This window comes from Streptomyces sp. JK94 (assembly GCF_053613315.1).
The window spans coordinates 169,849-196,151 of record NZ_JBSICH010000015.1 but is presented as its reverse complement, the minus strand read 5'-3'; the positions used below and the strand labels follow the sequence as shown (position 1 = coordinate 196,151).

Genomic DNA, 26,303 nt, shown 5'->3' with positions numbered 1-26,303 from the left:
TACACACGGGGACGCCCGCACGGTGGTGTGCGGGCCCGCACCGCCGACGGCTCCGGCAGCCCGCACGACCAGCGCGGACGCCTTCCCGGAGCGGCGGCACCGCGCCCGCCGGGGCCGGCCGGCGGGGAGGGACCGGCGTGCGCTCACCCGCGGACGGTGGAGCGGGAGCGCACGGTGCGGCCCGTCCCTCCCGTGCTCCGCGTCCGGGCCAAGCGGTGCCGCCGACGCCCCGGGCGGTGTCGGCGGCGGGTCCGGCCGGGGGTCAGATGATGCCCTGGGCCAGCATCGCGTCGGCGACGCGCTCGAAGCCGGCGATGTTGGCGCCGGTCACGTAGTCGCCGGGGGCTCCGTAGCGCTCGGCGGTTTCGTGGCAGGTGGTGTGGATGTCGTTCATGATCGCCGTGAGTTCCTCCTCGACCCGCGCCGCCGTCCACGACGTACGGGCGTGGTTCTGCGCCATCTCCAGGGCGCTGACCGCGACGCCGCCCGCGTTGGCCGCCTTGCCGGGACCGAAGGCGACGCCGGAGCGCTGGAGGAGGTGGACCGCCTCGGGGGTCGCCGGCATGTTGGCGCCCTCGGAGACCGCCTTCACGCCGTTGCGGACGAGCGCGGCGGCGTCGTTCTCGTCCAGTTCGTTCTGCGTGGCCGACGGGAGCGCGAGGTCGGCCGGGACCTCCCAGACCCGGCCGCCCGGCACGAAGCGGGCGGAGGAGCCCCGGCGCTCGGCGTACGTGTCGACGCGACCGCGCTCGACCTCCTTGACCTGCTTGAGCAGAGCCACGTCGATGCCCTTCTCGTCGACCACGTAGCCGGAGGAGTCCGAGCAGGTCACGGCGTTCGCGCCGAGGGCGGCCAGCTTCTCGATCGTGTAGATCGCGACGTTGCCGGAGCCCGACACCACCGCGGTCTGGCCCTCCAGGTCCTCGCCGCGCTCGCGCAGCATCGCCGCCGCGAAGAGGACGTTGCCGTAGCCGGTGGCCTCCGGGCGGATCAGGGAGCCGCCCCAGCCCGCGCCCTTGCCGGTGAGGACGCCGGCCTCCCAGCGGTTGGTGATCCGGCGGTACTGGCCGAACAGGTAGCCGATCTCCCGGCCCCCGACGCCGATGTCGCCCGCCGGGACGTCCGTGTGCTCGCCGATGTGCCGGTACAGCTCCGTCATGAACGACTGGCAGAACCGCATGACCTCCGCGTCGCTGCGCCCGTGCGGGTCGAAGTCGCTGCCGCCCTTGCCGCCGCCGATGCCGAGCCCGGTCAGCGCGTTCTTGAAGACCTGCTCGAACCCCAGGAACTTGATGACGCCCAGGTTGACGGAGGGGTGGAACCGCAGACCGCCCTTGTAGGGGCCGAGCGCGCTGTTGAACTCGACGCGGAAGCCCCGGTTGACGTGGACGCGGCCCCTGTCGTCCTGCCACGGCACCCGGAACAGCACCTGCCGCTCCGGCTCGACCAGCCGCTCGACGAGGCCCGGCTCCGCGTACTCGGGGCGGGCCTCCAGCACCGGCGCGAGCGTTTCCAGCACCTCGTGGGCGGCCTGGTGGAACTCGGGCTGGGCCGGGTTGCGGTGTTCGATCTCGGTGAGCAGGTGGTCGAGCGCGGTCCTGGTCTCGCTTCGCGTCGTCACAGGGGCCCTTTCTGGCACGGCTGACACCGGTCGGGACCGGTGGGGGGCGCTCGGCGCCGTTGCCGCGCGCAGGGACACTCAAGTGTTACGCGCATGTAAACATCCTGGCCAGCACCTCACACCGAATACGACCACTATGTGAGACGCACGGTTCACATTCAGGGTCGTATGCAGTGTAAGGGGGCGGCGGTGTCCGGAGCTTCCGTCAGGCCTCCCCGTTGAGCATCGCGGCGGTGAGGACGTTTCCGGCGACGCCCCAGCCGCCGTCGGCGACCTCGTCGACGAGTACGACGGTGGTGGGGCGGGCCCGCTCCCCGTAGATCTCCGCGTACAGGTCGGTGGTGCGCTCGATGATCTTCTTCTTGTCCTCGGGGGTGAGGGTGCCCGCCGGGACGCTGAAGTGGGCGAGGGGCACGGGTGTCTCCTTGAGCGGGTGAGGTGGGTACGGAGGGGCGGGTGGGGCGGGTGCCGTCGTCAGACCATGCCGCCGTTGGCCCGCAGGATCTGGCCGTTCACCCAGTGGCCTGCGGGGCTGCCGAGGAAGGCGACCACCTCGGCGATGTCGTCCGGGGTGCCGAGCCGCTCCAGGGGCGGGGCCTGGGCGAGCCGGTCGATCTGCTCCGGCGTCTTGCCGTCGAGGAAGAGTTCCGTGGCCGTGGGGCCGGGGGCGACGGTGTTCACGGTGACGTCCCGTCCGCGCAGCTCGCGCGCCAGGATCAGCGTCATCGCCTCCACCGCCCCCTTGCTCGCCGCGTACGCCCCGTAGGAGGGGAACTGCGTGCCGACCACGGACGTCGAGAAGGCCACGAAGGAGCCGCCCGCCCGCAGGCGCCGGGCCGCCTGCTGGGCGACGACGAAGGTGCCGCGGATGTTGGTGCGGTGCACGGCGTCGAGCGCCGCCAGGTCGAGGTCGGCGATGGGGGACAGCGTCGTCGTCCGCCCGGCCGCGTTCACGACCACGTCGACGCCGCCGAACTCCTCCTCCGCCCGGTCGAACAGGGCGGCGACCTCCTTCTCCTCCGCCACGTCCGCCAGGACGGCGATCGCCCGCCCGCCGGCCCCGGTGATCGCCGCCACCGTCTCGTCCGCGGATGCCGCGTCACGGGCGTAGTTCACGACGACGGCCAGGCCGTCCTGGGCGAGTTTCCGCGAGACCGCCCGGCCGATGCCGCGTGATCCACCGGTGACGACGGCGACCCGGGAGTCCGACGGTCGGGGGGTGTGCTGGTGCGTAGTCATGTCCTCCACCATGCGCGGCGTCGGCGGGCGTAGCCAGGGGATGTCATCCCCTGGGTCGGCGGCCCGGCCCGGCGCAGAATGGACGGCATGAGTGTGGTGAAGTACGCCGAGCTGGGAGCGTTCCTGCGTTCGCGCCGCGCACGCATCCGCCCCGCCGACGTCGGGCTCCCCTCGGGAACGCGGCGCCGGGTGCCGGGGCTGCGGCGCGAGGAGGTCGCCCAGCTGGCCGGGGCGTCGGTGGACTACTACAACGAGCTGGAGCGCGGCGCGGGCTCGCAGCCGTCCGAACAGATGATCGCCGCGCTGGCGAGGGCGCTGCGGCTGACCGCCGACGAACGCGACTACCTCTACCGGCTCGCCGACCGGCCGGTGCCCGTGCAGGGCGGGGCCGCCTCGCACGTGCACCCCGGCATGCTCGACCTGCTCGGGCGCATGACCTCGACCCCGGCGCAGGTGATCACCGACCTGCACGTGACCCTCGTACAGAACCCGCTGGCCGTGGCGCTGGTCGGGGACCAGTCCGGTTTCCGGGGACCCCGGGCCAGCTTCGTCCACCGGTGGTTCACCGAGCCCGGCACCCGGCGCCTGCATCCCGAGGCCGACCACGAGAGCCAGTCCCGCGCCTTCGTCGCCGACCTGCGGGCCGCGGCGGCGCGGAGGGACGCGAAGGACCCGGAGGCCGGTTCGGTCATCCGTACGCTGCTCGGCGTCTCACCCGAGTTCGCCGCGTTGTGGGCCGACCACGACGTGGCCTTCCGGCGGGACGACCGCAAGCGCATCGTCCATCCCACGCTCGGCGTCATCGAGGTCAACTGCCTCAACCTGTTCAGCGAGGACGGGCGTCAGCGGCTGCTCTGGTTCACGCCGGCCGTGGGGACGGACAGTGCGGGGCTGTTGGATCTGCTGGCGGTGGTCGGGACGCAGGAGGTCGTCAGCTCTCCGAGGCGTACGGGAGGAAACTCGTCCACGCGGTCGGGGTGAGGGCCAGGCGGGGGCCGTCCTCTACGTGCTTGGAGTCACGGACGTGGACGGTGCCGGGGGTGAGGGCCAGTTCGACGCAGGACTCACCATCGGTGCCACCGCTGTAGCTGCTCTTGAACCACGCCAGTTCGGATACGTGTCGATCGGAGACCTTGGCGATCATGTTTCTCCCAGCAGATTCTCGATGAAGGCCAGCGACTCCCGTGGGGAGAGAGCTTGCGCCCGGATCGTGCCATACCGCAGCTCGATAATGCGCAGTTGTTTCGGGTCGGTGATCGGCCGTCCGTTGAACGCCCCGTCGGAGCGCCCCACCACCGTACCGTCGTCGAACTTCAGCAATTCGATCCTGCCGTCCAGCCCTGGGTGGGCATCGGTGTTCGTCGGCATGACTTGAAGTGTGACGTTGTGCAACTGCCCCGCCTGCAACAGGCGTTCGATCTGCCGCCGCCACACCATTGTGCCTCCAACCCGCCGCCGCAGTGGAGCCTCTTCCAGTACGAAGTGCATGGAGGGCGCCGGGTCGCGCTCGAAGACGGACTGCCGGGCCAACCGCGCGGCCACCATGCGTTCCAGGTCGTCCGGGGAGTACGGCGGCTGCCGGGCCTCCATCAGGACACGGACGTGCTCCGGCGTCTGCAGCAGCCCGGCGACGATGTTGCACTCGTACACACCGATCTCGACCGCCTTCGCCTCCAGCTTCCCCAGCTCCCGCACCTTCTTCGGGTACCGGACCTTCTTCACGTCCTCCCACGTCGCCGCGATGAGTCCGCCCGCGTCCAGCACCTCGTCGGCCCTGTCCAGGTACTCCTGCCGGGGAATCCGCTTGCCGCCCTCGACCTTGTAGACGAGGTCCTCCCCGTACCCGACCGCCAGCCCGAACTCGGCGGCCCGCATGCCCACCGCCTCGCGCCGGAGCTTCAACTGCCGCCCCACCGTGGCGATGACCGCGACGCCCCACTCGTCGTCCGGATCGACCTCCCACCCCGGCTCGTCCACCTCGTCCCCGAGCCGGCCCGCCTCCGCCTCGATCGTCATCCCGCGCCCCTTCGTCGTACTCGCAGCGTTGCCCCAGCGCCCTACCCGTACGTCCCTCCCGACAGCACCGACACCGGCGGACAACACCGGACAGTCACCGTACGTACCCGCTGAGTCACTTCTCACAGTAGGCGCAGGCCGCCACGCTGAGTGACGTGAACCAGAAATCCGCCGAACCGACGGCTGCCGTCCGCACCTTCAGCGTGCAGCTCTCCCCCACGCCACGTGGCGCCCGTCTCGCCCGCCTGCTCGCGACCGAGCAGCTCCGCTCCTGGGGTCTCCCGCTGGACCCGGCTCGCCTCGTCGTCGCCGAACTGGCCAACAACGCGAGTGCCCACGGACGCGTCCCCGGCCGCGATCTCCGGCTCACGCTGCACGTCGTCGGCGCCGTCCTCCGCATCGAGGCCACCGACACCCGGGGCGAGCGGCTCCCCCACCCGCAGACACCCGCCCCCGACGCGGAGTCCGGCCGTGGCCTGCTGCTCGTCGAGGCGCTGGCGGACCGTTGGGGAGTGACCGAGGGCCGCTTCCCGCGCAAGACCGTGTGGGCCGAACTGAGCTGCACACCACCGGAACCCACCTTCTGAGGTTCCGGTGCCGTCGGTGCCCCACCAAGGAAAGAACCCGGGGAGAAAGGACCCGACCGAGCCCCACCTTTCCGCCCGAGGCACGTCATCACTCGGGTGGGTGAACATCACCGGCTCAGCTGGATTTCCGAGCCCCCGGCTCCCTTACGCTCAGCGCACGCAACCGAAGAAAGACATCGGCCCCCGCCGGGACTGCAATCCCGATGCGAGGGCCTACCACCAAGGAAGAAGAAGGCTTCCCGATGGATACCCGAAACCCTAGCGCGCCCTCGCGCGCCCGGTCAGCCCCTGCCGGCACTCCGACCCGTACGCGTCGCCACGGCACCGGCGGCGGCATCATCCACGAGAACACCCGCCACACCACCCGCTTCGTGGTGATCGGCAACCACCTGGTCCAGCACGAGGAGCTGTCGCTGCTGGCGATCGGCCTCGGCTGCCACATCCAGTCGCTGCCGAGCGGGGCCGGCGCCGACATCAAGTCCCTCACCGCCCGCTTCCCCGAGGGACCGACCCGCATCGCCGCCGCCCTGCGCGAGCTGGAGGCCCACGGCTACCTGCGCCGGGAGCGCGTACGCACGTCCACCGGCCGCATCGTCACCCGCACGGTCTCCTGCAACCAGCCGGGCAGCCGGCCGGAAGCACCCCGCCGCGAACCGGCCGACACCGGATGCCCCGACCGGCCCGCACGACCGGCGGCGACGGACCGACCCGCCCGGCCCCGCGACCCGCGCCCCCGCAAGGCGCTCCCCGCCGTGCCGCAGCCCGCCACCACGCTCCCCCAGCTCGTCCAGGCGGCCACCGACCTCCTCACCGACCTGCGCCGACACGACCCCCGCCTGCTGCTCTCCACCGCCGAGACCGCGCACCTGGCCCCCGGTGTCGCCGCCTGGCTGGAACGGGACGTCCACCCCACCGCCGTACGCCGCACCCTGACCACCGGACTCCCGGAGGAACCCCTGCACCGCCCGGCCGCCCTTCTGGCCCACCGCCTCACCGACCGGCTGCCGCCCCCGGCCCCGTTCCGCGCCCCGGCCGCTGCCCCGCCCCTCCGGCATCCGCTCCGGAACTGCGAAGGCTGCGACCGCGGCTTCCGCGCCCCCGCGACCGAAGCCCGCTGCCGGGACTGCCGCGCAGCAGCCGCCGCCCGTCCCTGAACCCCGTCCAACGCACCGCTCGAGCCCTCGGAGACCGCCCGGCTCGATATCCCCGTCGGCAAGGGGCCCCACCGTCACAGGTCAGGACCAACCTCTTGCCCCCGCCCCTCCCTCGCCGCAAGCTCCCCTCATGGAGCTGGAGTTGCGGCATCTCAAGACGGTACGGGCCATCGCCGACGCCGGGAGCCTCACCAGGGCGGCGACGGCTCTCGGGCTCGCGCAGCCCGCGCTGAGCGCACAGCTCAAGCGCATCGAACGGGCCCTGGGCGGCGCCCTGTTCGAGCGCAGCCGGCACGGCGTGCGGGCGACCGCGCTGGGCGAACTGGTGCTGGAGCGCAGCCGGATCGTGCTGCCCGCGGTGACGGAGTTGCAGGAGGAGGCGGCCCGGTTCGCACGGGCGCCGCGCACCACCGAGCGGCTACGGCTGGGCGGCACCCACGGGCCCCTGCTCGGCGCGCTGGTCGACCGACTGGCCGGCGTGGCCCCCGAAGCGCGGATGACGACCTGTACCTCCTGGTCCGAGCGGGAGCTGGCCGAGCAGCTCGCCGAGGGGCGGCTGGACTTCGCCCTCGCCGGGACCTGCGGGTCCGCCGCGCCGCCCGGCGCCGAGGGACTGGTCTGGCGGGAGGTCGCCGTCGACCCGGTGTTCGTGATGGTGCCCGACGGCCACCCGCTCGCCCGCCACGCGGAGGTGAACCTGACCGAGCTGGCGGAGGAGGAGTGGGCCTGCGTGCCCGGCGACGGCTGCTTCGGCGACTGCTTCTCCGTGGCGTGCGCCCGCGCCGGGTTCACCCCGCGCCGCATGTACGAGACGGACACCGCGTCCCTGGTGCATCTGGTGCAGGTGGGGCGGGCGGTGGGGCTGTGCCGGGCGACGTTCCCGACCACACCCGGCATCCGCACCCGGCCGCTCACCGGCACGCCGCTGGCCTGGCGGCACCTGCTCGGCTGGCACGCGGCGACGCAGCGGCAGGACACCGCCGCGACCGTGCTCGCGCAGGCCCGCATGGCGCACGCGGGCGTGGCGGCGAGCAGCGACAGCTACGCCGAGTGGATGGCCGTACACCGGGTGCCTGACCCGCCCTGATGCCCCCACCCGCGCCCGCACCCGCGCACCCCCACCCCCACCCGCACCCGCCCCCGCTATCCGCCACCCGCACCCCCGCCTCCCCCACGCGCCTTCCATAACGCCGGGGAGAGGGCCGGACGACGGCTTATGCACGCCCCTCACCCGTCCCTACGTTTTCGGCACTTCCCCACCGAGACCGAGGAGATCCCCCCATGCCCCACCGTCACCGACCCACCAGAGCCGTAGGTGCCGCCGCCGCCGCGACGGCCGCCCTGCTCGTGGCCGGGCTCAGCGGCTCCGCGAGCGCCGGGACGGCACCCGCCGGCACGGCACCCACCGCGGCCGGGGCCCTGCGTACCGACGCCGCGCCCCCCGCTCTGCTCCGGGCCGTGGAGCGCGACCTCGGCCTCGACCGGCAGCAGGCGGAACGCCGTCTCGACAACGAGGCCGAGGCGGGCGCCGCGGCGGGCCGGCTCCGTGCCGCGCTCGGCGGCGACTTCGCGGGCGCGTGGGTGCGGGGAGCCGAGTCCGGCACGCTGACCGTGGCGACGACGGACGCGGACCACGTCGCGGCGATCGAGGCCGAGGGCGCCGTCGCCACCGTCGTACGGCACTCGCTCGCCGATCTTGACGCGGCCAAGGCCCGCATCGACCGGGCCGCCGCCGTACGGGACGCCACCGACGCACCCGTCCGGTACGTCGACGTACGGACGAACACGGTCACCGTGCAGGCGCCCCGCCCGTCCGCGGCCCGCGCCCTCCTCGCCGCGGCCGGCGTCGGTGCCGGACTCGCCCGCGTCGAGAAGTCGGCCGAGAAGCCCCGCCCGCTGTACGACCTGCGGGGTGGCGAGGCGTACTACATCAACAGCAGCGGCCGCTGCTCGATCGGCTTCCCGGTCACCAAGGGCGCCCAGCAGGGCTTCGTCACCGCCGGCCACTGCGGACGGGTCGGGGCGAGCACGACCGGCGCCAACCGGGTGGCCCAGGGCACCTTCCAGGGCTCGACCTTCCCGGGCCGCGACATGGGCTGGGTGGTCACCAACTCCGACTGGACGGCCACCCCCTACGTCAAGGGCGCCGGCGGTCGCGACGTCCCGGTCGCCGGCTCCACCCCGGCCCCCGTCGGCGCGTCCGTGTGCCGCTCCGGCTCCACCACCGGCTGGCACTGCGGCACCATCCAGCAGCACAACACCAGCGTCACCTACCCCGAGGGCACCATCACCGGCCTCACCCGCACCACGGTGTGCGCCGAGCCCGGCGACTCGGGCGGCCCGTTCATCTCCGGGAACCAGGCGCAGGGCGTCACCTCGGGCGGCTCGGGCAACTGCCGCAGCGGCGGTACGACGTACTTCCAGCCGATCAACCCACTGCTCCAGGCCTACGGCCTCACCCTGAAGACGACCGGCGGCGGCCCGGAGGACCCGCTGCCCGGAGGCGGCACCTGGGCGGCCGGCACCGTCTACCGGCCGGGCGACACGGTGACGTACGCCGGCACCACCTACCGCTGCCTACAGGGCCACCAGGCCCAGCCGGGCTGGGCCCCGTCGAACGCCCCGGCGCTGTGGCAGCGGGCGTGAGCGACTGACCGAGCCCCGTCGGGCAGCGGCCCACGGGGGACGACGGGAACGGGCCCGGGTGCGCCCAGGAAGAGCACCCGGGCCCGGGTCCGCGCGTCGTGCCGGACACGCCGGTCGGGTGCGGGTGACCGCCCGCAGCCCTCCGGGCCGGGCTCCGTGAAGGACGGGCGGCGGTCACCGGGCCCGTGTCCGGCACCGCGTGTTCCGCACATCGCCCGGGCGGCCCGGCAGGCGGCCGGAACGCGTCGGGTCAGGCCCGCAGATACGCCAGCACCGCCAGCACCCTGCGGTGCGTCCCGTCCGCCGGGGGCAGGTCGAGCTTGGCGAGGATGCTGCCGACGTGCTTGCCCACGGCCGCCTCGGAGACGACCAGTTCGCGGGCGATGGCCCCGTTGGACCTGCCTTCCGCGATCAGGGCCAGCACCTCCCGCTCGCGCGGGCTGAGCCGCTCCAGCGGGTCCCGGCGGCGGCGCAGCAACTGGCGTACCACCTCGGGGTCGACGACCGTGCCGCCGGCCGCGACCTCAGCCAGCGCGTCGACGAACTCCTCGACCTGGCCGACCCGGTCCTTCAGCAGGTAGCCGACGCCCGTGCCGTCGCCGGAGTCCAGCAGCTCGGCGGCGTAGGCCCGCTGCACGTACTGGCTGAGGACGAGGACGGGCAGGGCGGGACGCCTTGCCCGCAGCCGCACCGCCGCGTGCAGCCCCTCGTCCTGGAAGCCGGGCGGCATGCGCACGTCGGTGACGACGATGTCCGGGCCGTGTTCCCCCACGGACGCGACGAGCGCCTCCGCGTCGCCGACGGCCGCCACGACCTCGTGACCGCAGCGGCCGAGCAGCCCGGTCAGCCCGTCCCGCAGCAGCACGCTGTCCTCGGCCAGTACTACGCGAAGCGTTCGGTCCACTCGCAAGGAATCTCCACGCGCAACAGGGTCGGTCCGCCCTGCGGACTGGACAGGGAGAGTCTGCCATCCAGTACGGACACCCGGTCGGCGAGCCCGGTCAGGCCGCTGCCCGCCCCGGCCTCCGCACCGCCCCGGCCGTCGTCGCGGACCTCCAGGCGCAGCCGTCCGTCGCGGTGCCCGCCGGTCACCTCCGCGCGGTCGGCGCCGCTGTGCCTGGCGACGTTGGCGAGGGCCTCGCGGACCACGAAGTAGGCGGCGGCCTCCACCGCCAGGGGCAGCCGCCCGGGCAACTCCAGACGGACGTCCACGGGGACGGCGGACCGGTCGGCGGCGTCCTCCACGGCCGCCGCCAGCCCGTAGTCGGCGAGCACCTTGGGGTGGATGCCCCGGATCAGTTCGCGCAGTTCCTCCAGCGCCCTCCCCGCCTCCCCGTGTGCCTTGGCCAGCTGCTCGGCGAGCGGGCCGGGCGGCGCGTCGAGGCGGGCCAGGCCCAGGGCCATCGTCAGGGCGACCAGGCGTTGCTGGGCACCGTCGTGCAGGTCGCGTTCGATACGGCGCCGCTCGGCTTCGAAGGCGTCCACCAACCGCACGCGCGAGCGGGTGAGTTCGACGACCCGGTCGCTCAGGTCACCGCCGCGCGGGGCCGCTACGAGCACGCGGGTGAGTTCGGCCCGCGCACCCGCCGCCAGACACAGCGCGTAGGCCCCCGGGGCGAGGAGCAGCAGCCCGAGCACCGCCACGGCGAAGGCGGTCGGCCAGGTGGTGACCGTCCACAGCTTGAGCACCTTCGCCTCCTCGCCGTCGCCGACGGTGGCCATCAGCAGCGGGGTGGCGGCTGTGGCGAGCGGCAGGGCCAGTGCGGCGAGGACGACGACGGCGTCCAACGGCCAGAGCAGGAAGGCGAACAGCAGGGCGTGACCGAGTTCCCGCCAGGTCGCCCGCTCCCGCAACCGCGTGGTCAGCCAGGACCACAGGCCCGCGGCGGCGGGCTGCCGGTGCCGGCCGGGAGCGGGATCGCGGTCGACCAGGCGGAGCCGGAACCGTTCCAGCTGGGCGACGGGCAGACCCGCGAGTGCGGTGAGGACCAGCAACGGCAGTCCCACCACGACCACGGCGAGGAGGCCGCCGGCGGCCACCGCGGCCACCACCCCCACCAGGGTCACGGCACCGGCCACCGCCCCGGTCACCAGGTAGGCGACCGCACGCCACGGCCACGCCGACAGCAGGAAGCCGCGGCCGGACATGGCCTGCCACACGGTGCGAGGGTGCATGCGGGTCACCGTAGGGCTCCCGCGCGGGGCCGGACCATCCGCCCAGGGGGTCTGCCGGGGGTATGGCCCGCCCCACCCCGGTTCTAGCTCCTGCCGCACTGCGCCGGGGTGATCACAGCCCGTTTCATGGGGGTCGTCGACGCACCAGTCTGTGAACGGAGACGGATGAACGGCCACATGAATTCCAGGGCGCCCGGCCGGGCGAAGCGTCGGGCGACCGGACCGGCGGGCGACCACGCGGTCCGGCTGGACTCCGTCGGCAGGCGGTACGGGACGGGCGACCACGCGGTCCGGCTGGACTCCGTCGGCAGGCAGTACGGGACGGGCGACCGCGCCGTCACGGCCCTCGCCGAGGTCTCCCTCGCCTTCCCCAAGGGCACCTTCACCGCCGTGATGGGCCCCTCCGGCTCCGGCAAGTCGACCCTCCTCCAGTGCGCCGCCGGCCTGGACCGGCCCACGTCGGGGTCGGTGGTCGTCGGCGGCACCGAGCTGACCGGACTGAGCGAGCGACGGCTGACGCTGCTGCGCCGCGAGCGCATCGGGTTCGTGTTCCAGTCGTTCAACCTGCTGCCGTCGCTGACCGCCGAGCAGAACGTGGCGCTCCCCCTGCGCCTGGCCGGCCGCCGCCCCTCCCGGGCGCGGGTGCGCGAGGCGCTCGCCCAGGTCGGCCTCGGCGACCGGGCCCGGCACCGGCCCACGGAGCTGTCCGGCGGCCAGCAGCAGCGCGTCGCCCTGGCCCGCGCGCTGATCACCCGCCCCGAGGTGCTGTTCGGCGACGAGCCGACCGGCGCGCTGGACTCGCAGACCGGCCGCGAGGTGCTGACGCTCCTGCGGGGCATGGTCGACCGCGAGGGCCAGACGGTCGTCATGGTCACCCACGACCCGGTGGCCGCTTCCTACGCCGACCACGTGGCCTTCCTCGTCGACGGCCGGGTCGACGGCGCACTGTCCGGCGCCGGCGCCGACCGGATCGCCGCGCACCTGACCCGGCTGGAGACCACCCCGTGCTGAACACCGCCCTGCACACCCTGCGCAGCCGCTGGGTCACCTTCGCCGGCAGCTTCGTCGCTCTGTCGCTGGGCGTCGCCCTGCTCACCGTCATGGGACTGGCCCTGGCCTCCTCGCCGGACGCCCCGCAGCGGGCGCCGGAACGGTTCGCCGCCGCGCCGGCCGTGGTCCGGGGGCAGGACACCCTGCGCGTACCGACTCCGGTCGGCGACCGTACGCGGAAGCTCGCGCGACCGCGTGCCGTGCCCGGCCCGACCGTCACGAAGCTGGCACGTCTCGGCACGGTCGTCGAGGACCGGTCCTTCCCCGTACGGGTCCTGGGCGGCACGGTGGACGCGGAGGAGTCCGGTGCCTCCGGTGTTTCCGGTGTTTCCGGTGTGCCCTCCGACCTGGTGGGCCACCCGTGGTCGACCGCCGCCTTCGCCCCGTACGCCCTCGACGCGGGCCGCGCACCGCGCACGGCCGACGAGGTCGTCGTCACCGGCGGCTGGGCCGCGCCGGGCGAACGGGTGCGGACGGACCGCGGCACCGTGCGGGTCGTGGGCACCGTGCCCGACCGCGGGTTCGAGGACGCCGTCTTCTACACCGACGCCCGCGCCGCCCGGCTCTCCCCGCCCAGTGTGCAGCTGGTGGTGGTCGCCGCGGACGTGGACGCCGTACGGGAGGCGGTGCGCGGCAGCGCGGGTGTCCGGGTGCTCACCGGGGACGAACGGCGGTACGCCGACGCCGCCTCCGACCGGGACAGCGAGGCGTTGACCGCGATGAACGCCCTGTTCGGCACGGCCGGTGGGGTCACCGGGTTCGTCTCGGTGTTCGTCGTGGCGTCCACCTTCGCCTTCACGGTCGCGCAGCGGCGGCGGGAGTTCGGGCTGCTGCGCACGGCCGGGGCCACGCCGGGACAGCTCCGCCGCATGGTGCTCGCCGAAGCCCTCCTGGTCGGCGTGGCGGCCTCGGCCGCGGGCTGCGTACTCGGCTCGTACGGTGCGCCATGGCTGGCGGCGTGGGTGGCCGACAGCGGGCCGGCACCGGACCGGTTCACCATCGGCGACCACACCTGGCCGTACCACCTGGCCTTCTGGGCCGGGCTCCTCGTCGCCCTGTGCGGCGTGGTCGCGGCGTCCTGGCGGGCCGGCCGGACCGGCCCGGCCCAGGCGCTGCGCGAGGCGTCCGTGGAGACCGGGGTGATGACTCCGGGGCGGTGGCTGGCCGGTCTCGGGCTGCTGCTGACCGCCGTGGTGACCCTCGGTACCGCCCTGGCCGGTGACCCCGGTGACCTGCTGCACCGCAAGACGTACATCAGCCGGCCCATGCTGCTGATCACCGCGGCCGCGCTGCTCGCACCCGTCATGGTGCGTCCGCTGACCCGGCCGGCGTCCTGGCTGCCGGGCGCCACGGGCATGCTGGTGCGCGGGAACGCGGCCTCCGGTGTACGCCGTACCGCCGCCGTCGCGGCACCCGTCCTGGTCACGGTCGCTCTCGCGGGCTCGCTGCTCGGCGCCACCGCCGTGCTCCACGAGGCCGAGGCCACCGAGACGCGCGAACGGACCACCGCGGCCTTCGTGGTCACCGCACCGGACGGCGGCGCGGGCTTCGACGCGCGGACCGTGGAGCGGCTGCGCGCCGTGCCGGGAACGGTGGTCTCGCCGAGCGCGTCGAGCGCGGTGTACGTCCTGGAGGAGGGGGTGGCCCTCATCGGCTCCGAGGCGCGGGCCGTCGGCAGCCCCCGGGGTCTCGCCGCCACCTCCCGGCTGCCACTCGCCGCGGGGAGGGCGACCGACCTCGACGACCACTCGATCATCGTCAACGAGGAGTGGGAACGGCACTCCGTCGGCCAGGACGTGCGGGTGTGGCTCGGGGACGGCACGGAGAGGACGCTGCGCATCGCCGCGGTGATGCGCACCGGCACCGGCGGCAACGGCGTCTACGTCACCGCGGCCAACGCGGCCGGCGCCCCGGTCGACCGGGCGGACGTCACGCTCGCGGACGGCGCCGACGGCGAGGCCGTGGCCGCCGGACTGCGCGAGGCGGTGCGGGCGGCGGGCGGGCAGGTGCTCACCCGGGACGAATGGGTCGCCGCCACGTATCCGGAAACCGACCGTCCAACCCGGCTGGGCGTCCTCCTGGTCCTCGGGATCGCCCTGCTCTACACCGGCATCTCCCTGGTCAACACGATGGTGATGGCCACCGCCGACCGGGTGCGCGACCTGGCCGTACTGCGTCTGTCCGGGGCCACCAACGGCCAGGTACTGCGACTGGTGGGCGCCGAGTCGCTCATGGTGGTGGTGGTCGGCGCGCTGCTGGGGCTGGTCGTCGCCGCGCTCAACCTCGCCGGGATGTGGTCGGCGCTGGGCCTGCTCTCGGTCCGCCCGTCGCTCGGACTGCCCTGGGCGGCGATCGGCACGGCCGCGGGCGCCTGCGCGGTGCTCGCCGTGGCCGCCTCGGTCGCCCCCGCCGCCCTGGCCCTGCGACGCCGGGCGGTGGAGACCGCGGGCGTACGGGAGTGACACCGGCCACGGACGCACGGGAACGGCACCGGGCCGCGGACGTACCAGGGCGGCACCCGGGCCGCCCCGCCCGGAACCCCCGCCCGGCACGCCGTGCCCGTGCAACGCGAAGGGGCCCGTACGACCGAAGTCGTACGGGCCCCTCCTCAGGCATCAGCCCGTGTCAGGTCATCGGACCGACAAGCAAGCGGACTTACTTGTTGATCTTGGTGACCTGGCCGGCGCCCACGGTCCGGCCACCCTCGCGGATGGCGAACTTCAGGCCCTCTTCCATGGCGACGGGCTGGATGAGCTCCACCTTCATCTCGGTGTTGTCACCCGGCATGACCATCTCGGTGCCCTCGGGGAGGGTCACGACGCCGGTCACGTCCGTCGTACGGAAGTAGAACTGCGGACGGTAGTTGTTGAAGAAGGGGGTGTGACGGCCACCCTCGTCCTTCGACAGGATGTAGGCCTGGGCCTCGAACTCGGTGTGCGGCGTGACCGAACCGGGCTTGATGATGACCTGGCCGCGCTCCACGTCCTCGCGCTTGATGCCACGGAGGAGCAGACCGACGTTCTCACCGGCCTGGCCCTCGTCGAGGAGCTTGCGGAACATCTCGATGCCGGTGACCGTGGTGGTGGTCTTCTCGGTCTTGATGCCGATGATGTCGACGGTCTCGTTGACCTTGAGGACACCACGCTCGATGCGGCCGGTGACGACCGTACCGCGACCGGTGATGGTGAAGACGTCCTCGATCGGCATCAGGAACGGCTTGTCGACGTCGCGCTCGGGCTCCGGGATGGCCTCGTCCACGGCCTTCATGAGCTCCAGGACCGAGTTGCCCCACTCCTTGTCGCCCTCAAGGGCCTTCAGAGCGGAGACCTTGACGACGGGAAGGTCGTCGCCCGGGAACTCGTACTCGGAGAGCAGCTCGCGCACCTCGAGCTCGACGAGCTCCAGGATCTCCTCGTCGTCCACCATGTCGGCCTTGTTCAGCGCGACGACGATGTACGGAACGCCGACCTGGCGGGCCAGGAGCACGTGCTCCTTGGTCTGCGGCATCGGGCCGTCGGTGGCGGCGACCACGAGGATGGCGCCGTCCATCTGCGCCGCACCCGTGATCATGTTCTTGATGTAGTCCGCGTGACCGGGGCAGTCGACGTGGGCGTAGTGACGGGTCTCCGTCTGGTACTCGACGTGCGCGATGGAGATGGTGATACCGCGCTGGCGCTCCTCAGGAGCCTTGTCGATCTGGTCGAAGGCCGAGGCCTCGTTCAGGTCCGGGTACGCGTCATGCAGCACCTTGGTAATGGCGGCCGTGAGGGTCGTCTTACCGTGGTCGATGTGACCGATGGTGCCGATGTTGACGTGCGGCTTAGTCCGCTCGAACTTCGCCTTCGCCACTGGGGTCCTCCTGTGGAGTGGTTCTGTACGCCTTACTCATCGGCGCCAGGTGATCTTTGCTGGAAAGCCCGGGTGCCGGGGGCATTCCACCGGGGTGACGGCGGAATGCCCCATGCAGGCTCCGGGGTCAAGCCTAAAGCGTGAGAAGGGGGTCCGTTAAACGGAGTCCGTTACTCGCCCTTGGCCTTCGCGATGATCTCCTCGGCGACGTTCCGGGGAACCTCGGCGTAGGAGTCGAACTGCATCGAGTAGCTTGCGCGACCCGACGTCTTGCTGCGGAGGTCTCCGACGTAGCCGAACATCTCCGACAGCGGCACAAGGCCCTTCACGACGCGGGCACCCATCCGCTCCTCCATGGCCTGGATCTGGCCACGACGGGAGTTGATGTCGCCGATGACCTCGCCCATGTAGTCCTCGGGGGTGGTGACCTCCACGGACATCATCGGCTCCATCAGCACCGGCGAAGCCTTCCGCGCGGCCTCCTTGAAGGCCTGCGAACCGGCGATCTTGAACGCCAGCTCGGAGGAGTCGACCTCGTGGTAGGCACCGTCGAGCAGCGTCACGCGGACACCGGTCATCTCGTACCCGGCGAGGATGCCGAACTGCATGGCCTCCTGCGCACCGGCGTCGACCGAAGGGATGTACTCCTTCGGGATACGACCACCGGTCACCTTGTTGACGAACTCGTACGAGCTGTCGCCGCCCTCGATCGGCTCGATCGCGATCTGCACCTTGGCGAACTGACCGGTACCACCGGTCTGCTTCTTGTGGGTGTAGTCCACGCGCTCGACGGCCTTGCGAATCGTCTCACGGTACGCGACCTGCGGCTTGCCGACGTTGGCCTCGACGCGGAACTCACGGCGCATGCGGTCGACCAGCACCTCGAGGTGCAGCTCGCCCATACCGCCGATGATCGTCTGGCCGGTCTCCTCGTCGGAGTGGACCTGGAAGGACGGGTCCTCCTCGGCGAGCCGCTGGATCGCGACGCCGAGCTTCTCCTGGTCGCCCTTCGACTTGGGCTCGATGGCGACCTCGATGACCGGCGCCGGGAAGTCCATGGACTCCAGGATCACCGGGTTCTTGTCGTCGGACAGCGTCTCACCGGTGGTGGTCTGCTTCAGGCCCATGACGGCGACGATGTCGCCGGCGCCCACCGAATCGATCTCCTCACGCTTGTTGGCGTGCATGCGGTAGATCTTGCCGATGCGCTCCTTCTTGCCCTTGACGGAGTTCAGCACCGCGGTGCCGGACTCCAGGCGGCCCGAGTAGACCCGGACGAAGGTGAGCTTGCCGAGGTGCGGGTCGCTCATGATCTTGAACGCGAGCGCGGCCAGCGGCTCGTCCTCGGACGGCTTGCGCTTGACGACCAGCTCGGGGTCCTTCACGTCGTGGCCCTCGATGGCCTCGACGTCGAGCGGGGTCGGCAGGTAGCGCACGACCGCGTCGAGCAGGGGCTGGACGCCCTTGTTCTTGAACGCGGTACCGCAGAACACCGGGGTGACCGTGGTGTCGCTGGACTTGCCGGACGCGATGGTGATGCGACGGATCGCGGCGTACAGCTGCTCCTCGGTGGGCTCCTGGCCCTCCAGGAACAGCTCCATGATCTCTTCGTCGTTCTCCGCGACGGCCTCGACCAGCTTGCCGCGCCACTCCTCGGCGGCCTCGGTGTGCGTGGCCGGGATGTCGACGGTGTCGTACATCTCGCCCTTGGCGGCCTCGGCGGACCACACGAGCGCCTTCATGCGGACCAGGTCCACGACGCCCTTGAAGTCGGCCTCGGCACCGATCGGGAGCTGCATGACGAGCGGCTGGGCGCCCAGGCGGTCCGAGATCATCTCCACGCAGCGGTGGAACTCGGCGCCGGTGCGGTCCAGCTTGTTCACGAAGCAGATGCGCGGCACGCCGTAACGGTCGGCCTGACGCCACACCGTCTCGGACTGCGGCTCGACACCGGCGACACCGTCGAACACGGTCACGGCACCGTCGAGCACACGCAGGGAACGCTCCACCTCGACGGTGAAGTCGACGTGCCCCGGGGTGTCGATGATGTTGATCGTGTAGTCGTTGTCCTCGAGCGGCCAGTGACAGGTGGTCGCAGCAGACGTGATCGTGATGCCACGCTCCTGCTCCTGCTCCATCCAGTCCATCGTGGCGGCGCCGTCGTGGACCTCACCGATCTTGTACGACACACCGGTGTAGAACAGGATCCGCTCGGTGGTGGTCGTCTTGCCCGCGTCGATGTGGGCCATGATCCCGATGTTGCGGACCTTGGCCAGGTCAAGTGAAGTGGTAGCCATAAGGCTTCAGTCTTCTCTCGGTCTCGATGTGGGTAGCGACTACCAGCGGTAGTGCGCGAAGGCCTTGTTGGACTCGGCCATCTTGTGCGTGTCCTCGCGCTTCTTCACAGCGGCACCGAGGCCGTTGGAGGCGTCGAGGAGCTCGTTGAGCAGACGCTCGGTCATGGTCTTCTCGCGACGGGCGCGGGAGTAACCGACGAGCCAGCGCAGCGCGAGGGTGTTGGCGCGACCGGGCTTGACCTCGATCGGCACCTGGTACGTCGCACCACCGACACGGCGGGACTTGACCTCGAGGGTCGGCTTAATGTTCTCGAGAGCGCGCTTCAGCGTGATGACCGGGTCGTTGCCGGTCTTCTCGCGCAGGCCCTCCATGGCGCCGTAGACGATGCGCTCGGCGGTGGAGCGCTTGCCGTTCAGCAGCACCTTGTTGATCAGGGAGGTCACCAGAGGAGAACCGTAGACCGGGTCGATGATGACCGGGCGCTTCGGGGCGGGGCCCTTACGAGGCATTCTTACTTCTCCTTCTTGGCGCCGTAGCGGCTGCGGGCCTGCTTGCGGTTCTTGACACCCTGGGTGTCAAGCGAACCGCGGATGATCTTGTAACGAACACCGGGCAGGTCCTTCACACGGCCGCCGCGCACGAGCACGATGGAGTGCTCCTGCAGGTTGTGCCCCTCACCCGGAATGTAAGCAGTGACCTCGATCCCGCTGGTCAGACGCACACGCGCGACCTTACGCAGGGCCGAGTTCGGCTTCTTCGGGGTGGTCGTGAACACACGCGTGCAGACGCCGCGACGCTGGGGCGAACCCTCGAGTGCGGGCGTCTTGTTCTTCTCGACCTTGTCCTGCCGGCCCTTCCGGACCAGCTGCTGGATCGTAGGCACTACTTCTCCGGTTTCTGTGTGCCGAATGGTGAAGCTAACCTGGGACTTTGCCGACCCACGCGGTCGGGTGTGTCGAACCCGCGGACCCTTGCCGCCAGGCGGAAAGAAGCGCGGATCACGGTGGCCGGTCACGACCCCCACTGCGGTTGAAGGCACGCACGAGGGCCAGGGCACACCCCAGGCACAAGGTCTGAGCGTACCTATCGCATTCGCTGCGGTCAAAACAAATGCGCTGGACCGACGGCGGCGACCGGTTCGTCCCGGTTCGGCGTGTTCGGTGCCGGGCGCGTTCACCTTCTGGGGGCGGGCACCCGCACCTCGTTCTCCTCGACCGCGCCCCGACGCCGTACCTCGTCCCGCGGCCCGGCATCGGGCGCCGCCGGGGCCGCCGGGTCCGCCGGGGCCGCCGCGGTCGACGGGACCGTCGTGCCCGGTGCCGCCGGTGCCGCCGTGTCGTGCCGGACGAAGTACGTCGGCCGGTTCTGCACCGCCGTGTAGATGCGCCCCACGTACTCGCCGAGCAGGCCGACGCAGATCAGCTGCACGGCGCCGATGAAGACGATGCCGGTGAAGAGCGAGGTCCAGCCCGGCACCGTGCGGCCCAGGGCGAAGGCGGTCAGCGTGTAGACCAGCAGCCCCAGGCAGACCACGAAGGCGCCGGCGCCCAGCCAGGTGGCCAGCCGCAACGGGGCCGCGGAGAAGCCCGTGACGCTGTCGACCCCGAGCCGGATCATCCGGCCCAGCGGGTACTTGGTGCGCCCCGCGGCACGCGGAGCACGCTCGTACGTCACCCGCCCGCTCGGGAAGCCCAGCCAGGGCACCAGCAGCCGGTAGACCCGCTGCTGGTCCGGCAGGGCCTTCAGGGCGTCCACGGCGGCCCGGCTGAGCAGCCGGAAGTCCCCCGCCTGGGCCGGGACCGAGGGGCCCGCCAGGCGCCGCATGAGCCGGTAGTAGCAGCCCGCCGTCCACCGCTTGAACCCGGAGTCGCTGCTGCGGTCCTCGCGGACGCCGTAGACGATGTCGAGGCCCTCGGCACGGGCCAGCGCCAGCATGTCGGGGATCTTCTCCGGCGGGTCCTGGAGGTCGGCGTCGAGGCTCACGACGTAGGCACCCACCGCCCGGTCCAGGCCGGCGGTCAGGGCCGCCTGGTGCCCCGAGTTGCGCCGCAGCGCGACCACCCGCAGCTCCGGCCAGCCCAGCCGGAAGGCGGCGAGCAGCTCCGCCGTACGGTCGCCGCTGCCGTCGTCGACCGCCACGACCTCGTGGGCGACACCCAGCTCCGCCAGGACCGGCCGCACTCTGCTGACCAGCGCGGGCAGGACCTCTTCCTCGTTGTACATCGGTATGACGACCGACAGCACGACCGGCTCGTGCTGTTCCGCGTCCCGTTCCTCGGGCACCGCGCCTCCCCTCCCCCTGATCTTGAGCACAGATGTGCGACTCTTGTGCGATCTTATGGCAGCGATTGCCGCCCGAGGACGGACCAGAGGGGATGACGGCCATGGACACGGCTGCCGACGACACGGTGACCGACGGGTCGGCCGGCACACCGGACAGCCCGTCCGACGACCGCCCGGAACGCTCCCGGAGGACCCGGCGTCCCACCCTCCCGGACGGCGCCCGCCCCTACCTGCCCGCGCTCGTCCTGTACGGCGTCACCAAGCTCGTCGGCCTCGCGGTCTTCGCCTCCCTGCTGGAGTACGCCGGGGACTACGAGGGGAAGAACCCGCGCTTCGGCGGCGGCGCCCACTGGTGGGACGTCCTGGCCACCTGGGACGGCTGGTGGTACCTCCAGGTCGCCGAGCACGGCTACAGCCCCTCCCTGGTACGGCTCGGCGGCGACGGCCTGTTCACCGTCCAGCAGAACTCGGTCGCCTTCTTCCCGCTCTACCCGGCGCTGATCCGCACGGTCTCGGAGGTCACCGGCCTCGGCCTGTACGGCTCCGGCATGCTCGTCTCCGTCGTCTGCTCGTTCCTCGCGGCGGCGGGCGTCTTCGCCGTGGTCCGCCTCGTCGCCGGCGCCCGCGCGGGAACCGTGGCGGCCGGGCTGTGGGCCGTCGCGCCCGGCGCGGGCGTCGAGTGGGCGGTGTACTCCGAGTCCCTGTTCGTCGCCCTCGCCGCCTGGGCCTGCTACGCCGTGATGACCGGGCGCTGGGTGACGGCCGGCCTGCTGGCCTTCACCGCGGGCCTGAACCGCCCCACGTCCGCCGTCCTCATAGGTGCCGTGGGCCTCGCCGCCCTGGTGACCCTGGCCCGCCCGGCCGGCCGGCGGGAGCACGGCGTACGGGGCCCGGTCTACGCCATGGCCGTGGCGCCCCTGGGCCTGCTCGGCTACATCGCCTGGGTCGGACACAGCACGGGCGAGGCCACGGCGTACTTCACGCTCCAGCGCGAGGGCTGGGCGCACTTCTTCGACTACGGCGCCTACACCCTGGACGTGCTGCGCAACCTCGCGGTGGGCAAGGGCGACTACGTCTTCGCCTTCTCCACGCCGGACCTGCTCTCCCTCCAGCTGGTCCTGGCGCTGCCCTTCCTGATCGCGCTGATGCTGCGCAAGAGGCCCCCGCTGGTCCTCGTCGCCTACACCCTGGCCACGATCGTCACGGTCCTCGGCACCCAGCAGATGTTCGGCAACACCATGCGCTACCTGCTGCCGGCCTTCCCCCTGCTCCTCGCCCCGGCCGCGGCCCTCGCCCGTCTGAAGCGGCCGGCCCTGGCGGTCTTCTTCACCACCGCCGCGCTCGCCTCCGGCTGGTACGCGCACTACGTCATCTTCCAGCTCGGCGTGCCGTAGCCGCCGCCCGCGAGAACGCCGAAGGGCGGCCACCCACTCGGGGTGACCGCCCTTCGGTCGTATCAAACCACCCGCTTACTGGTTGTACGGACCGTAGTCGTAGTCCTCCAGCGGAACGGCCTGGCCGGAGCCGGTGCCGAACGGCGAGTAGTCGATGTCGTCGTAGCCGACGGCCGAGTACATCGCGGCCTTGGCCTCCTCGGTCGGCTCGACCCGGATGTTGCGGTAGCGGGACAGACCCGTACCGGCCGGGATGAGCTTACCGATGATGACGTTCTCCTTGAGGCCGATGAGGCTGTCGGACTTGGCGTTGATCGCCGCGTCCGTCAGGACTCGGGTCGTCTCCTGGAAGGAGGCGGCCGACAGCCAGGATTCCGTCGCCAGCGAGGCCTTGGTGATACCCATCAGCTGCGGACGACCGGAGGCCGGGTGACCGCCCTCCTGGACCACACGACGGTTCTCGGTCTCGAACTTCGACCGCTCGACCAGCTCGCCGGGCAGCAGCTCGGCGTCGCCGGACTCGATGATCGTCACACGGCGCAGCATCTGCCGGATGATGATCTCGATGTGCTTGTCGTGGATCGACACGCCCTGCGAGTTGTAGACCTTCTGGACCTCACCGACCAGGTGGACCTGGACGGCACGCTGACCCAGGATGCGCAGCACGTCGTGCGGGTTGGTGGCACCCACGGTGAGCTTCTGGCCCACCTCGACGTGGTCGCCCTCGCCCACCAGCAGACGGGCACGCTTCGAGATCGGGAACGCCGTCTCGTCGCTGCCGTCGTCCGGGGTGACGACGAGCTTCTTGGTCTTCTCGGTCTCCTCGATCCGGACGCGGCCGGAGGCCTCGGAGATCGGGGCGACACCCTTCGGGGTACGGGCCTCGAACAGCTCGACGACACGCGGCAGACCCTGGGTGATGTCGTCACCGGCCACACCACCGGTGTGGAAGGTGCGCATCGTCAGCTGGGTACCGGGCTCACCGATGGACTGGGCGGCGATGATGCCGACCGCCTCACCGATGTCGACCAGCTTGCCGGTGGCCAGCGAGCGGCCGTAGCACATGGCGCAGGTGCCGACCTGGGACTCACAGGTCAGGATCGATCGGGTCTTGACCTCCTCGACGCCGTTGGCGACCAGGGCGTCGATCAGGACGTCACCGAGGTCGACGTTGGCCGGCGCGATCACCTTGCCGTCGATGACGACGTCCTCGGCGAGCATGCGGGCGTACACGCTGGTCTCGACGTCCTCGGCCTTGCGCAGCGTGCCGTCGGCGTCGCGCGTGGCGATCGGCAGCTTGAGACCGCGCTCGGTGCCGCAGTCCTCCTCGCGGATGATGACGTCCTGGGAGACGTCGACCAGACGACGCGTGAGGTAGCCGGAGTCGGCGGTACGCAGGGCGGTGTCCGCCAGACCCTTACGGGCACCGTGCGTGGAGATGAAGTACTCCAGCACGGACAGGCCCTCACGGAACGACGCCTTGATCGGACGCGGGATCGTCTCGTTCTTCGCGTTCGACACCAGACCACGCATACCGGCGATCTGACGCATCTGCATCATGTTGCCTCGTGCGCCCGAGTTCACCATCATGAAGATCGGGTTGGTCTTCGGGAAGTTGTCGTTCATCGCCTCGGCGACCTCGTTGGTCGCCTTGGTCCAGATCGCGATGAGCTCCTGCGTGCGCTCGTCCTTGGTGATCAGACCCCGCTCGTACTGCTTCTGGACCTTCTCGTCCTGCGCCTCGTAGCCCTTGACGATCTCCTTCTTCGCCTCGGGAACGACGACGTCGGAGATGGCCACGGTGACGCCGGAGCGGGTGGCCCAGAAGAAGCCGGACGCCTTCAGGTTGTCGAGCGTCGCCGCCACGATGACCTTCGGGTAGCGCTCGGCGAGGTCGTTGACGATCTCGGAGAGCTGCTTCTTGCCGACCTCGTAGTCGACGAACGGGTAGTCCTCGGGCAGCAGCTCGTTGAAGAGCGCGCGGCCCAGCGTGGTCCGCAGGGTGAAGGTGTCACCCTGCTGCCACTCCGGCTCACCCTCCTCGCGCGCCGGGGGCTCCCAGCCGCGGGGCGGGATGGTGCCCACCGGGAAGCGGATGTCGACCTTCGACTGGAGCGACAGGTCGCCCGCGTCGAACGCCATGATCGCCTCGGCGGCGGAGCCGAAGGCACGGCCCTCGCCCTTGAGGTCGCGGCCCTCTCCGTCGGTGGTGAGGAAGAACAGACCGAGGACCATGTCCTGGGTCGGCATCGTCACCGGACGGCCGTCGGCCGGCTTGAGGATGTTGTTCGAGGACAGCATCAGGATGCGGGCCTCGGCCTGCGCCTCCGCGGAGAGCGGCAGGTGGACGGCCATCTGGTCACCGTCGAAGTCCGCGTTGAACGCGGTGCACACGAGCGGGTGGATCTGGATGGCCTTGCCCTCGACCAGCTGCGGCTCGAAGGCCTGGATGCCGAGGCGGTGCAGCGTGGGCGCGCGGTTCAGCAGAACCGGGTGCTCCGCGATGACCTCTTCCAGCACGTCGTACACGACCGTGCGGCCGCGCTCGACCATGCGCTTGGCGCTCTTGATGTTCTGCGCGTGGTTCAGGTCGACCAGGCGCTTCATCACGAACGGCTTGAAGAGCTCCAGCGCCATGGCCTTGGGCAGACCGCACTGGTGCAGCTTCAGCTGCGGGCCGACGACGATGACGGAACGCGCCGAGTAGTCGACCCGCTTGCCGAGCAGGTTCTGGCGGAAGCGGCCCTGCTTGCCCTTGAGCATGTCGGACAGCGACTTCAGCGGACGGTTGCCGGGGCCCGTCACCGGGCGGCCACGACGGCCGTTGTCGAAGAGCGCGTCGACGGCCTCCTGGAGCATGCGCTTCTCGTTGTTCACGATGATCTCGGGCGCGCCGAGGTCGAGAAGCCGCTTCAGGCGGTTGTTGCGGTTGATCACGCGACGGTACAGGTCGTTCAGGTCGGAGGTCGCGAAGCGGCCACCGTCCAGCTGCACCATCGGACGCAGGTCCGGCGGGATGACCGGCACGCAGTCGAGCACCATGCCCTTGGGGCTGTTGCTGGTCTGCAGGAACGCGGAGACGACCTTGAGGCGCTTGAGCGCGCGGGTCTTCTTCTGGCCCTTGCCGGTGCGGATGATCTCGCGGAGGCGCTCGGCCTCCTCGTCGAGGTCGAAGGACTCCAGGCGCTTCTGCAGGGCAGCGGCGCCCATGGAGCCGTCGAAGTAGGTGCCGAAGCGGTCGCGCAGCTCGCGGTAGAGCAGCTCGTCGCCCTCCAGGTCCTGGACCTTGAGGTTCTTGAACCGGCTCCACACCTCGTCGAGGCGGTCGATCTCGCGCTGCGCACGGTCGCGCAGCTGCTTCATCTCGCGCTCGGCGCCCTCGCGCACCTTGCGGCGCACGTCGGCCTTGGCGCCCTCGGCCTCCAGCTCGGCGAGGTCCGTCTCGAGCTTCTTGGCGCGGGCCTCCAGGTCGGCGTCGCGGCGCTGCTCGACCTGCTGGCGCTCGACGGAGACGTGGGCCTCCAGCGAGGGCAGGTCGCGGGTGCGGCGCTCCTCGTCGACGTACGTGATCATGTACGCCGCGAAGTAGATGACCTTCTCGAGGTCCTTCGGGGCGAGGTCGAGCAGGTAGCCCAGCCGCGACGGAACGCCCTTGAAGTACCAGATGTGGGTGACGGGGGCGGCCAGTTCGATGTGGCCCATCCGCTCACGGCGCACCTTGGCGCGCGTGACCTCGACGCCGCAGCGCTCGCAGATGATGCCCTTGAAGCGGACGCGCTTGTACTTGCCGCAGTAGCACTCCCAGTCCCGGGTCGGACCGAAGATCTTCTCGCAGAAGAGTCCGTCCTTCTCGGGCTTGAGCGTGCGGTAGTTGATCGTCTCGGGCTTCTTGACCTCGCCGTGGCTCCACTGACGGATGTCGTCAGCGGTTGCCAGACCGATCCGGAGCTCGTCGAAGAAGTTGACGTCGAGCACTATGCGTCAATCCCTC

General features: G+C 71.4%; 21 protein-coding genes. 8 read left to right on the top strand and 13 right to left on the bottom strand.

The window, feature by feature from the left end; all coding sequences use genetic code 11:
- Positions 1–262: 262 nt before the first annotated feature.
- From gdhA to ACVV2G_RS15390, 3 genes are all read right to left on the bottom strand, one after another.
- Positions 263–1,621 carry an NADP-specific glutamate dehydrogenase gene (gene gdhA, locus ACVV2G_RS15400; RefSeq protein WP_453843255.1) on the bottom strand — a complete coding sequence of 453 codons (1,359 nt, stop codon included), beginning with the start codon at positions 1,619–1,621 and terminating at the stop codon, positions 263–265.
- Positions 1,622–1,826: 205 nt separating this feature from the next.
- Complete coding sequence (locus tag ACVV2G_RS15395; protein ID WP_453843254.1) at positions 1,827–2,036, bottom strand: 4-oxalocrotonate tautomerase family protein; 210 nt, start codon at positions 2,034–2,036, stop codon at positions 1,827–1,829.
- Positions 2,037–2,095: 59 nt separating this feature from the next.
- Complete coding sequence (locus ACVV2G_RS15390) at positions 2,096–2,860, bottom strand: SDR family oxidoreductase (RefSeq protein WP_453843253.1); 765 nt, start codon at positions 2,858–2,860, stop codon at positions 2,096–2,098.
- 78 nt (positions 2,861–2,938) lie between these two features.
- Here ACVV2G_RS15390 and ACVV2G_RS15385 point away from each other — a divergent pair, with 78 nt between their 5' ends.
- Complete coding sequence (locus ACVV2G_RS15385) at positions 2,939–3,841, top strand: helix-turn-helix transcriptional regulator (protein WP_453843252.1); 903 nt, start codon at positions 2,939–2,941, stop codon at positions 3,839–3,841.
- On the opposite strand, the gene ACVV2G_RS15380 is transcribed toward ACVV2G_RS15385, so the two are convergent.
- A complete protein-coding gene (locus ACVV2G_RS15380; RefSeq protein WP_453843251.1) occupies positions 3,792–4,004 on the bottom strand; it encodes a DUF397 domain-containing protein in 213 nt (70 codons plus the stop codon). The genes ACVV2G_RS15385 and ACVV2G_RS15380 overlap by 50 nt on opposite strands.
- The gene (locus tag ACVV2G_RS15375; RefSeq protein ID WP_453843250.1) at positions 4,001–4,876 is read right to left on the bottom strand and encodes a helix-turn-helix domain-containing protein; all 876 of its coding nucleotides are present in this window, start codon (positions 4,874–4,876) and stop codon (positions 4,001–4,003) included. Before ACVV2G_RS15375 ends, ACVV2G_RS15380 begins: the two co-directional genes overlap by 4 nt.
- 155 nt (positions 4,877–5,031) lie before the next feature.
- Here ACVV2G_RS15375 and ACVV2G_RS15370 point away from each other — a divergent pair, with 155 nt between their 5' ends.
- The 4 genes from ACVV2G_RS15370 (at position 5,032) to ACVV2G_RS15355 (ending at position 9,263) form a co-directional block, all read left to right on the top strand.
- Positions 5,032–5,463, top strand: coding sequence for an ATP-binding protein (locus ACVV2G_RS15370; RefSeq protein ID WP_453843249.1), 432 nt, complete (start codon positions 5,032–5,034; stop codon positions 5,461–5,463).
- A gap of 242 nt (positions 5,464–5,705) precedes the next feature.
- Positions 5,706–6,617, top strand: coding sequence for a helix-turn-helix domain-containing protein (locus ACVV2G_RS15365; RefSeq protein ID WP_453843248.1), 912 nt, complete (start codon positions 5,706–5,708; stop codon positions 6,615–6,617).
- Positions 6,618–6,747: 130 nt separating this feature from the next.
- On the top strand, positions 6,748–7,704 hold the full coding sequence (locus tag ACVV2G_RS15360) for a LysR family transcriptional regulator (RefSeq protein ID WP_453843247.1): 957 nt from the start codon (positions 6,748–6,750) through the stop codon (positions 7,702–7,704).
- Positions 7,705–7,898: 194 nt separating this feature from the next.
- Complete coding sequence (locus ACVV2G_RS15355; protein WP_453843246.1) at positions 7,899–9,263, top strand: trypsin-like serine protease; 1,365 nt, start codon at positions 7,899–7,901, stop codon at positions 9,261–9,263.
- Between the two features lie 250 nt (positions 9,264–9,513).
- Here ACVV2G_RS15355 and ACVV2G_RS15350 read toward each other — a convergent pair whose 3' ends face one another.
- Positions 9,514–10,173, bottom strand: a complete 660-nt coding sequence (locus tag ACVV2G_RS15350) for a response regulator (RefSeq protein WP_453843245.1) — start codon at positions 10,171–10,173, stop codon at positions 9,514–9,516.
- On the bottom strand, positions 10,146–11,438 hold the full coding sequence (locus ACVV2G_RS15345; RefSeq protein ID WP_453843244.1) for a sensor histidine kinase: 1,293 nt from the start codon (positions 11,436–11,438) through the stop codon (positions 10,146–10,148). The genes ACVV2G_RS15350 and ACVV2G_RS15345 overlap by 28 nt, the downstream gene beginning before the upstream one ends.
- Before the next feature lie 177 nt (positions 11,439–11,615).
- Here ACVV2G_RS15345 and ACVV2G_RS15340 point away from each other — a divergent pair, with 177 nt between their 5' ends.
- On the top strand, positions 11,616–12,449 hold the full coding sequence (locus ACVV2G_RS15340; RefSeq protein WP_453843243.1) for an ABC transporter ATP-binding protein: 834 nt from the start codon (positions 11,616–11,618) through the stop codon (positions 12,447–12,449).
- On the top strand, positions 12,443–14,950 hold the full coding sequence (locus ACVV2G_RS15335; RefSeq protein ID WP_453843242.1) for an ABC transporter permease: 2,508 nt from the start codon (positions 12,443–12,445) through the stop codon (positions 14,948–14,950). The genes ACVV2G_RS15340 and ACVV2G_RS15335 overlap by 7 nt, the downstream gene beginning before the upstream one ends.
- A gap of 193 nt (positions 14,951–15,143) precedes the next feature.
- Here ACVV2G_RS15335 and tuf read toward each other — a convergent pair whose 3' ends face one another.
- The 5 genes from tuf to ACVV2G_RS15310 form a co-directional block, all read right to left on the bottom strand.
- Positions 15,144–16,337 carry an elongation factor Tu gene (gene tuf, locus ACVV2G_RS15330; protein WP_398131079.1) on the bottom strand — a complete coding sequence of 398 codons (1,194 nt, stop codon included), beginning with the start codon at positions 16,335–16,337 and terminating at the stop codon, positions 15,144–15,146.
- 170 nt (positions 16,338–16,507) lie between these two features.
- Positions 16,508–18,634, bottom strand: a complete 2,127-nt coding sequence (gene fusA / locus ACVV2G_RS15325) for an elongation factor G (RefSeq protein ID WP_453843241.1) — start codon at positions 18,632–18,634, stop codon at positions 16,508–16,510.
- Between the two features lie 39 nt (positions 18,635–18,673).
- Positions 18,674–19,144: a 30S ribosomal protein S7 gene (gene rpsG / locus ACVV2G_RS15320; protein WP_003974303.1), complete on the bottom strand. Its 471-nt coding sequence runs from the start codon at positions 19,142–19,144 to the stop codon at positions 18,674–18,676.
- A 2-nt stretch (positions 19,145–19,146) separates the two neighbouring features.
- Entirely contained in the window at positions 19,147–19,518 is a 372-nt protein-coding gene (gene rpsL / locus ACVV2G_RS15315; RefSeq protein ID WP_003948652.1) for a 30S ribosomal protein S12, read from the bottom strand.
- Between the two features lie 290 nt (positions 19,519–19,808).
- Positions 19,809–20,918, bottom strand: a complete 1,110-nt coding sequence (locus tag ACVV2G_RS15310; RefSeq protein ID WP_453843240.1) for a glycosyltransferase family 2 protein — start codon at positions 20,916–20,918, stop codon at positions 19,809–19,811.
- Between the two features lie 101 nt (positions 20,919–21,019).
- On the opposite strand from ACVV2G_RS15310, the gene ACVV2G_RS15305 reads away from it, so the two are divergent.
- Positions 21,020–22,312: a mannosyltransferase family protein gene (locus tag ACVV2G_RS15305; RefSeq protein WP_453843239.1), complete on the top strand. Its 1,293-nt coding sequence runs from the start codon at positions 21,020–21,022 to the stop codon at positions 22,310–22,312.
- Between the two features lie 75 nt (positions 22,313–22,387).
- Here the strand turns inward: ACVV2G_RS15305 and ACVV2G_RS15300 are convergent, their stop codons facing one another.
- Positions 22,388–26,287 carry a DNA-directed RNA polymerase subunit beta' gene (locus ACVV2G_RS15300; protein WP_453843238.1) on the bottom strand — a complete coding sequence of 1,300 codons (3,900 nt, stop codon included), beginning with the start codon at positions 26,285–26,287 and terminating at the stop codon, positions 22,388–22,390.
- Between the last annotated feature and the right edge of the window lie 16 nt (positions 26,288–26,303).

Coding starts and splice junctions, on each gene's coding strand:
- ACVV2G_RS15385 (WP_453843252.1), top strand. CDS start 2,939: ATGGACGGCATGAGTGTGGTGAAGTACGCCGAGCTGGGAGCGTTCCTG.
- ACVV2G_RS15375 (WP_453843250.1), bottom strand. CDS start 4,876: ATGACGATCGAGGCGGAGGCGGGCCGGCTCGGGGACGAGGTGGACGAG.
- ACVV2G_RS15365 (WP_453843248.1), top strand. CDS start 5,706: ATGGATACCCGAAACCCTAGCGCGCCCTCGCGCGCCCGGTCAGCCCCT.
- ACVV2G_RS15390 (WP_453843253.1), bottom strand. CDS start 2,860: ATGACTACGCACCAGCACACCCCCCGACCGTCGGACTCCCGGGTCGCC.
- ACVV2G_RS15345 (WP_453843244.1), bottom strand. CDS start 11,438: ATGCACCCTCGCACCGTGTGGCAGGCCATGTCCGGCCGCGGCTTCCTG.
- ACVV2G_RS15305 (WP_453843239.1), top strand. CDS start 21,020: ATGGACACGGCTGCCGACGACACGGTGACCGACGGGTCGGCCGGCACA.
- ACVV2G_RS15355 (WP_453843246.1), top strand. CDS start 7,899: ATGCCCCACCGTCACCGACCCACCAGAGCCGTAGGTGCCGCCGCCGCC.
- rpsG (WP_003974303.1), bottom strand. CDS start 19,144: ATGCCTCGTAAGGGCCCCGCCCCGAAGCGCCCGGTCATCATCGACCCG.
- fusA (WP_453843241.1), bottom strand. CDS start 18,634: ATGGCTACCACTTCACTTGACCTGGCCAAGGTCCGCAACATCGGGATC.
- ACVV2G_RS15340 (WP_453843243.1), top strand. CDS start 11,616: ATGAATTCCAGGGCGCCCGGCCGGGCGAAGCGTCGGGCGACCGGACCG.
- ACVV2G_RS15360 (WP_453843247.1), top strand. CDS start 6,748: ATGGAGCTGGAGTTGCGGCATCTCAAGACGGTACGGGCCATCGCCGAC.
- ACVV2G_RS15380 (WP_453843251.1), bottom strand. CDS start 4,004: ATGATCGCCAAGGTCTCCGATCGACACGTATCCGAACTGGCGTGGTTC.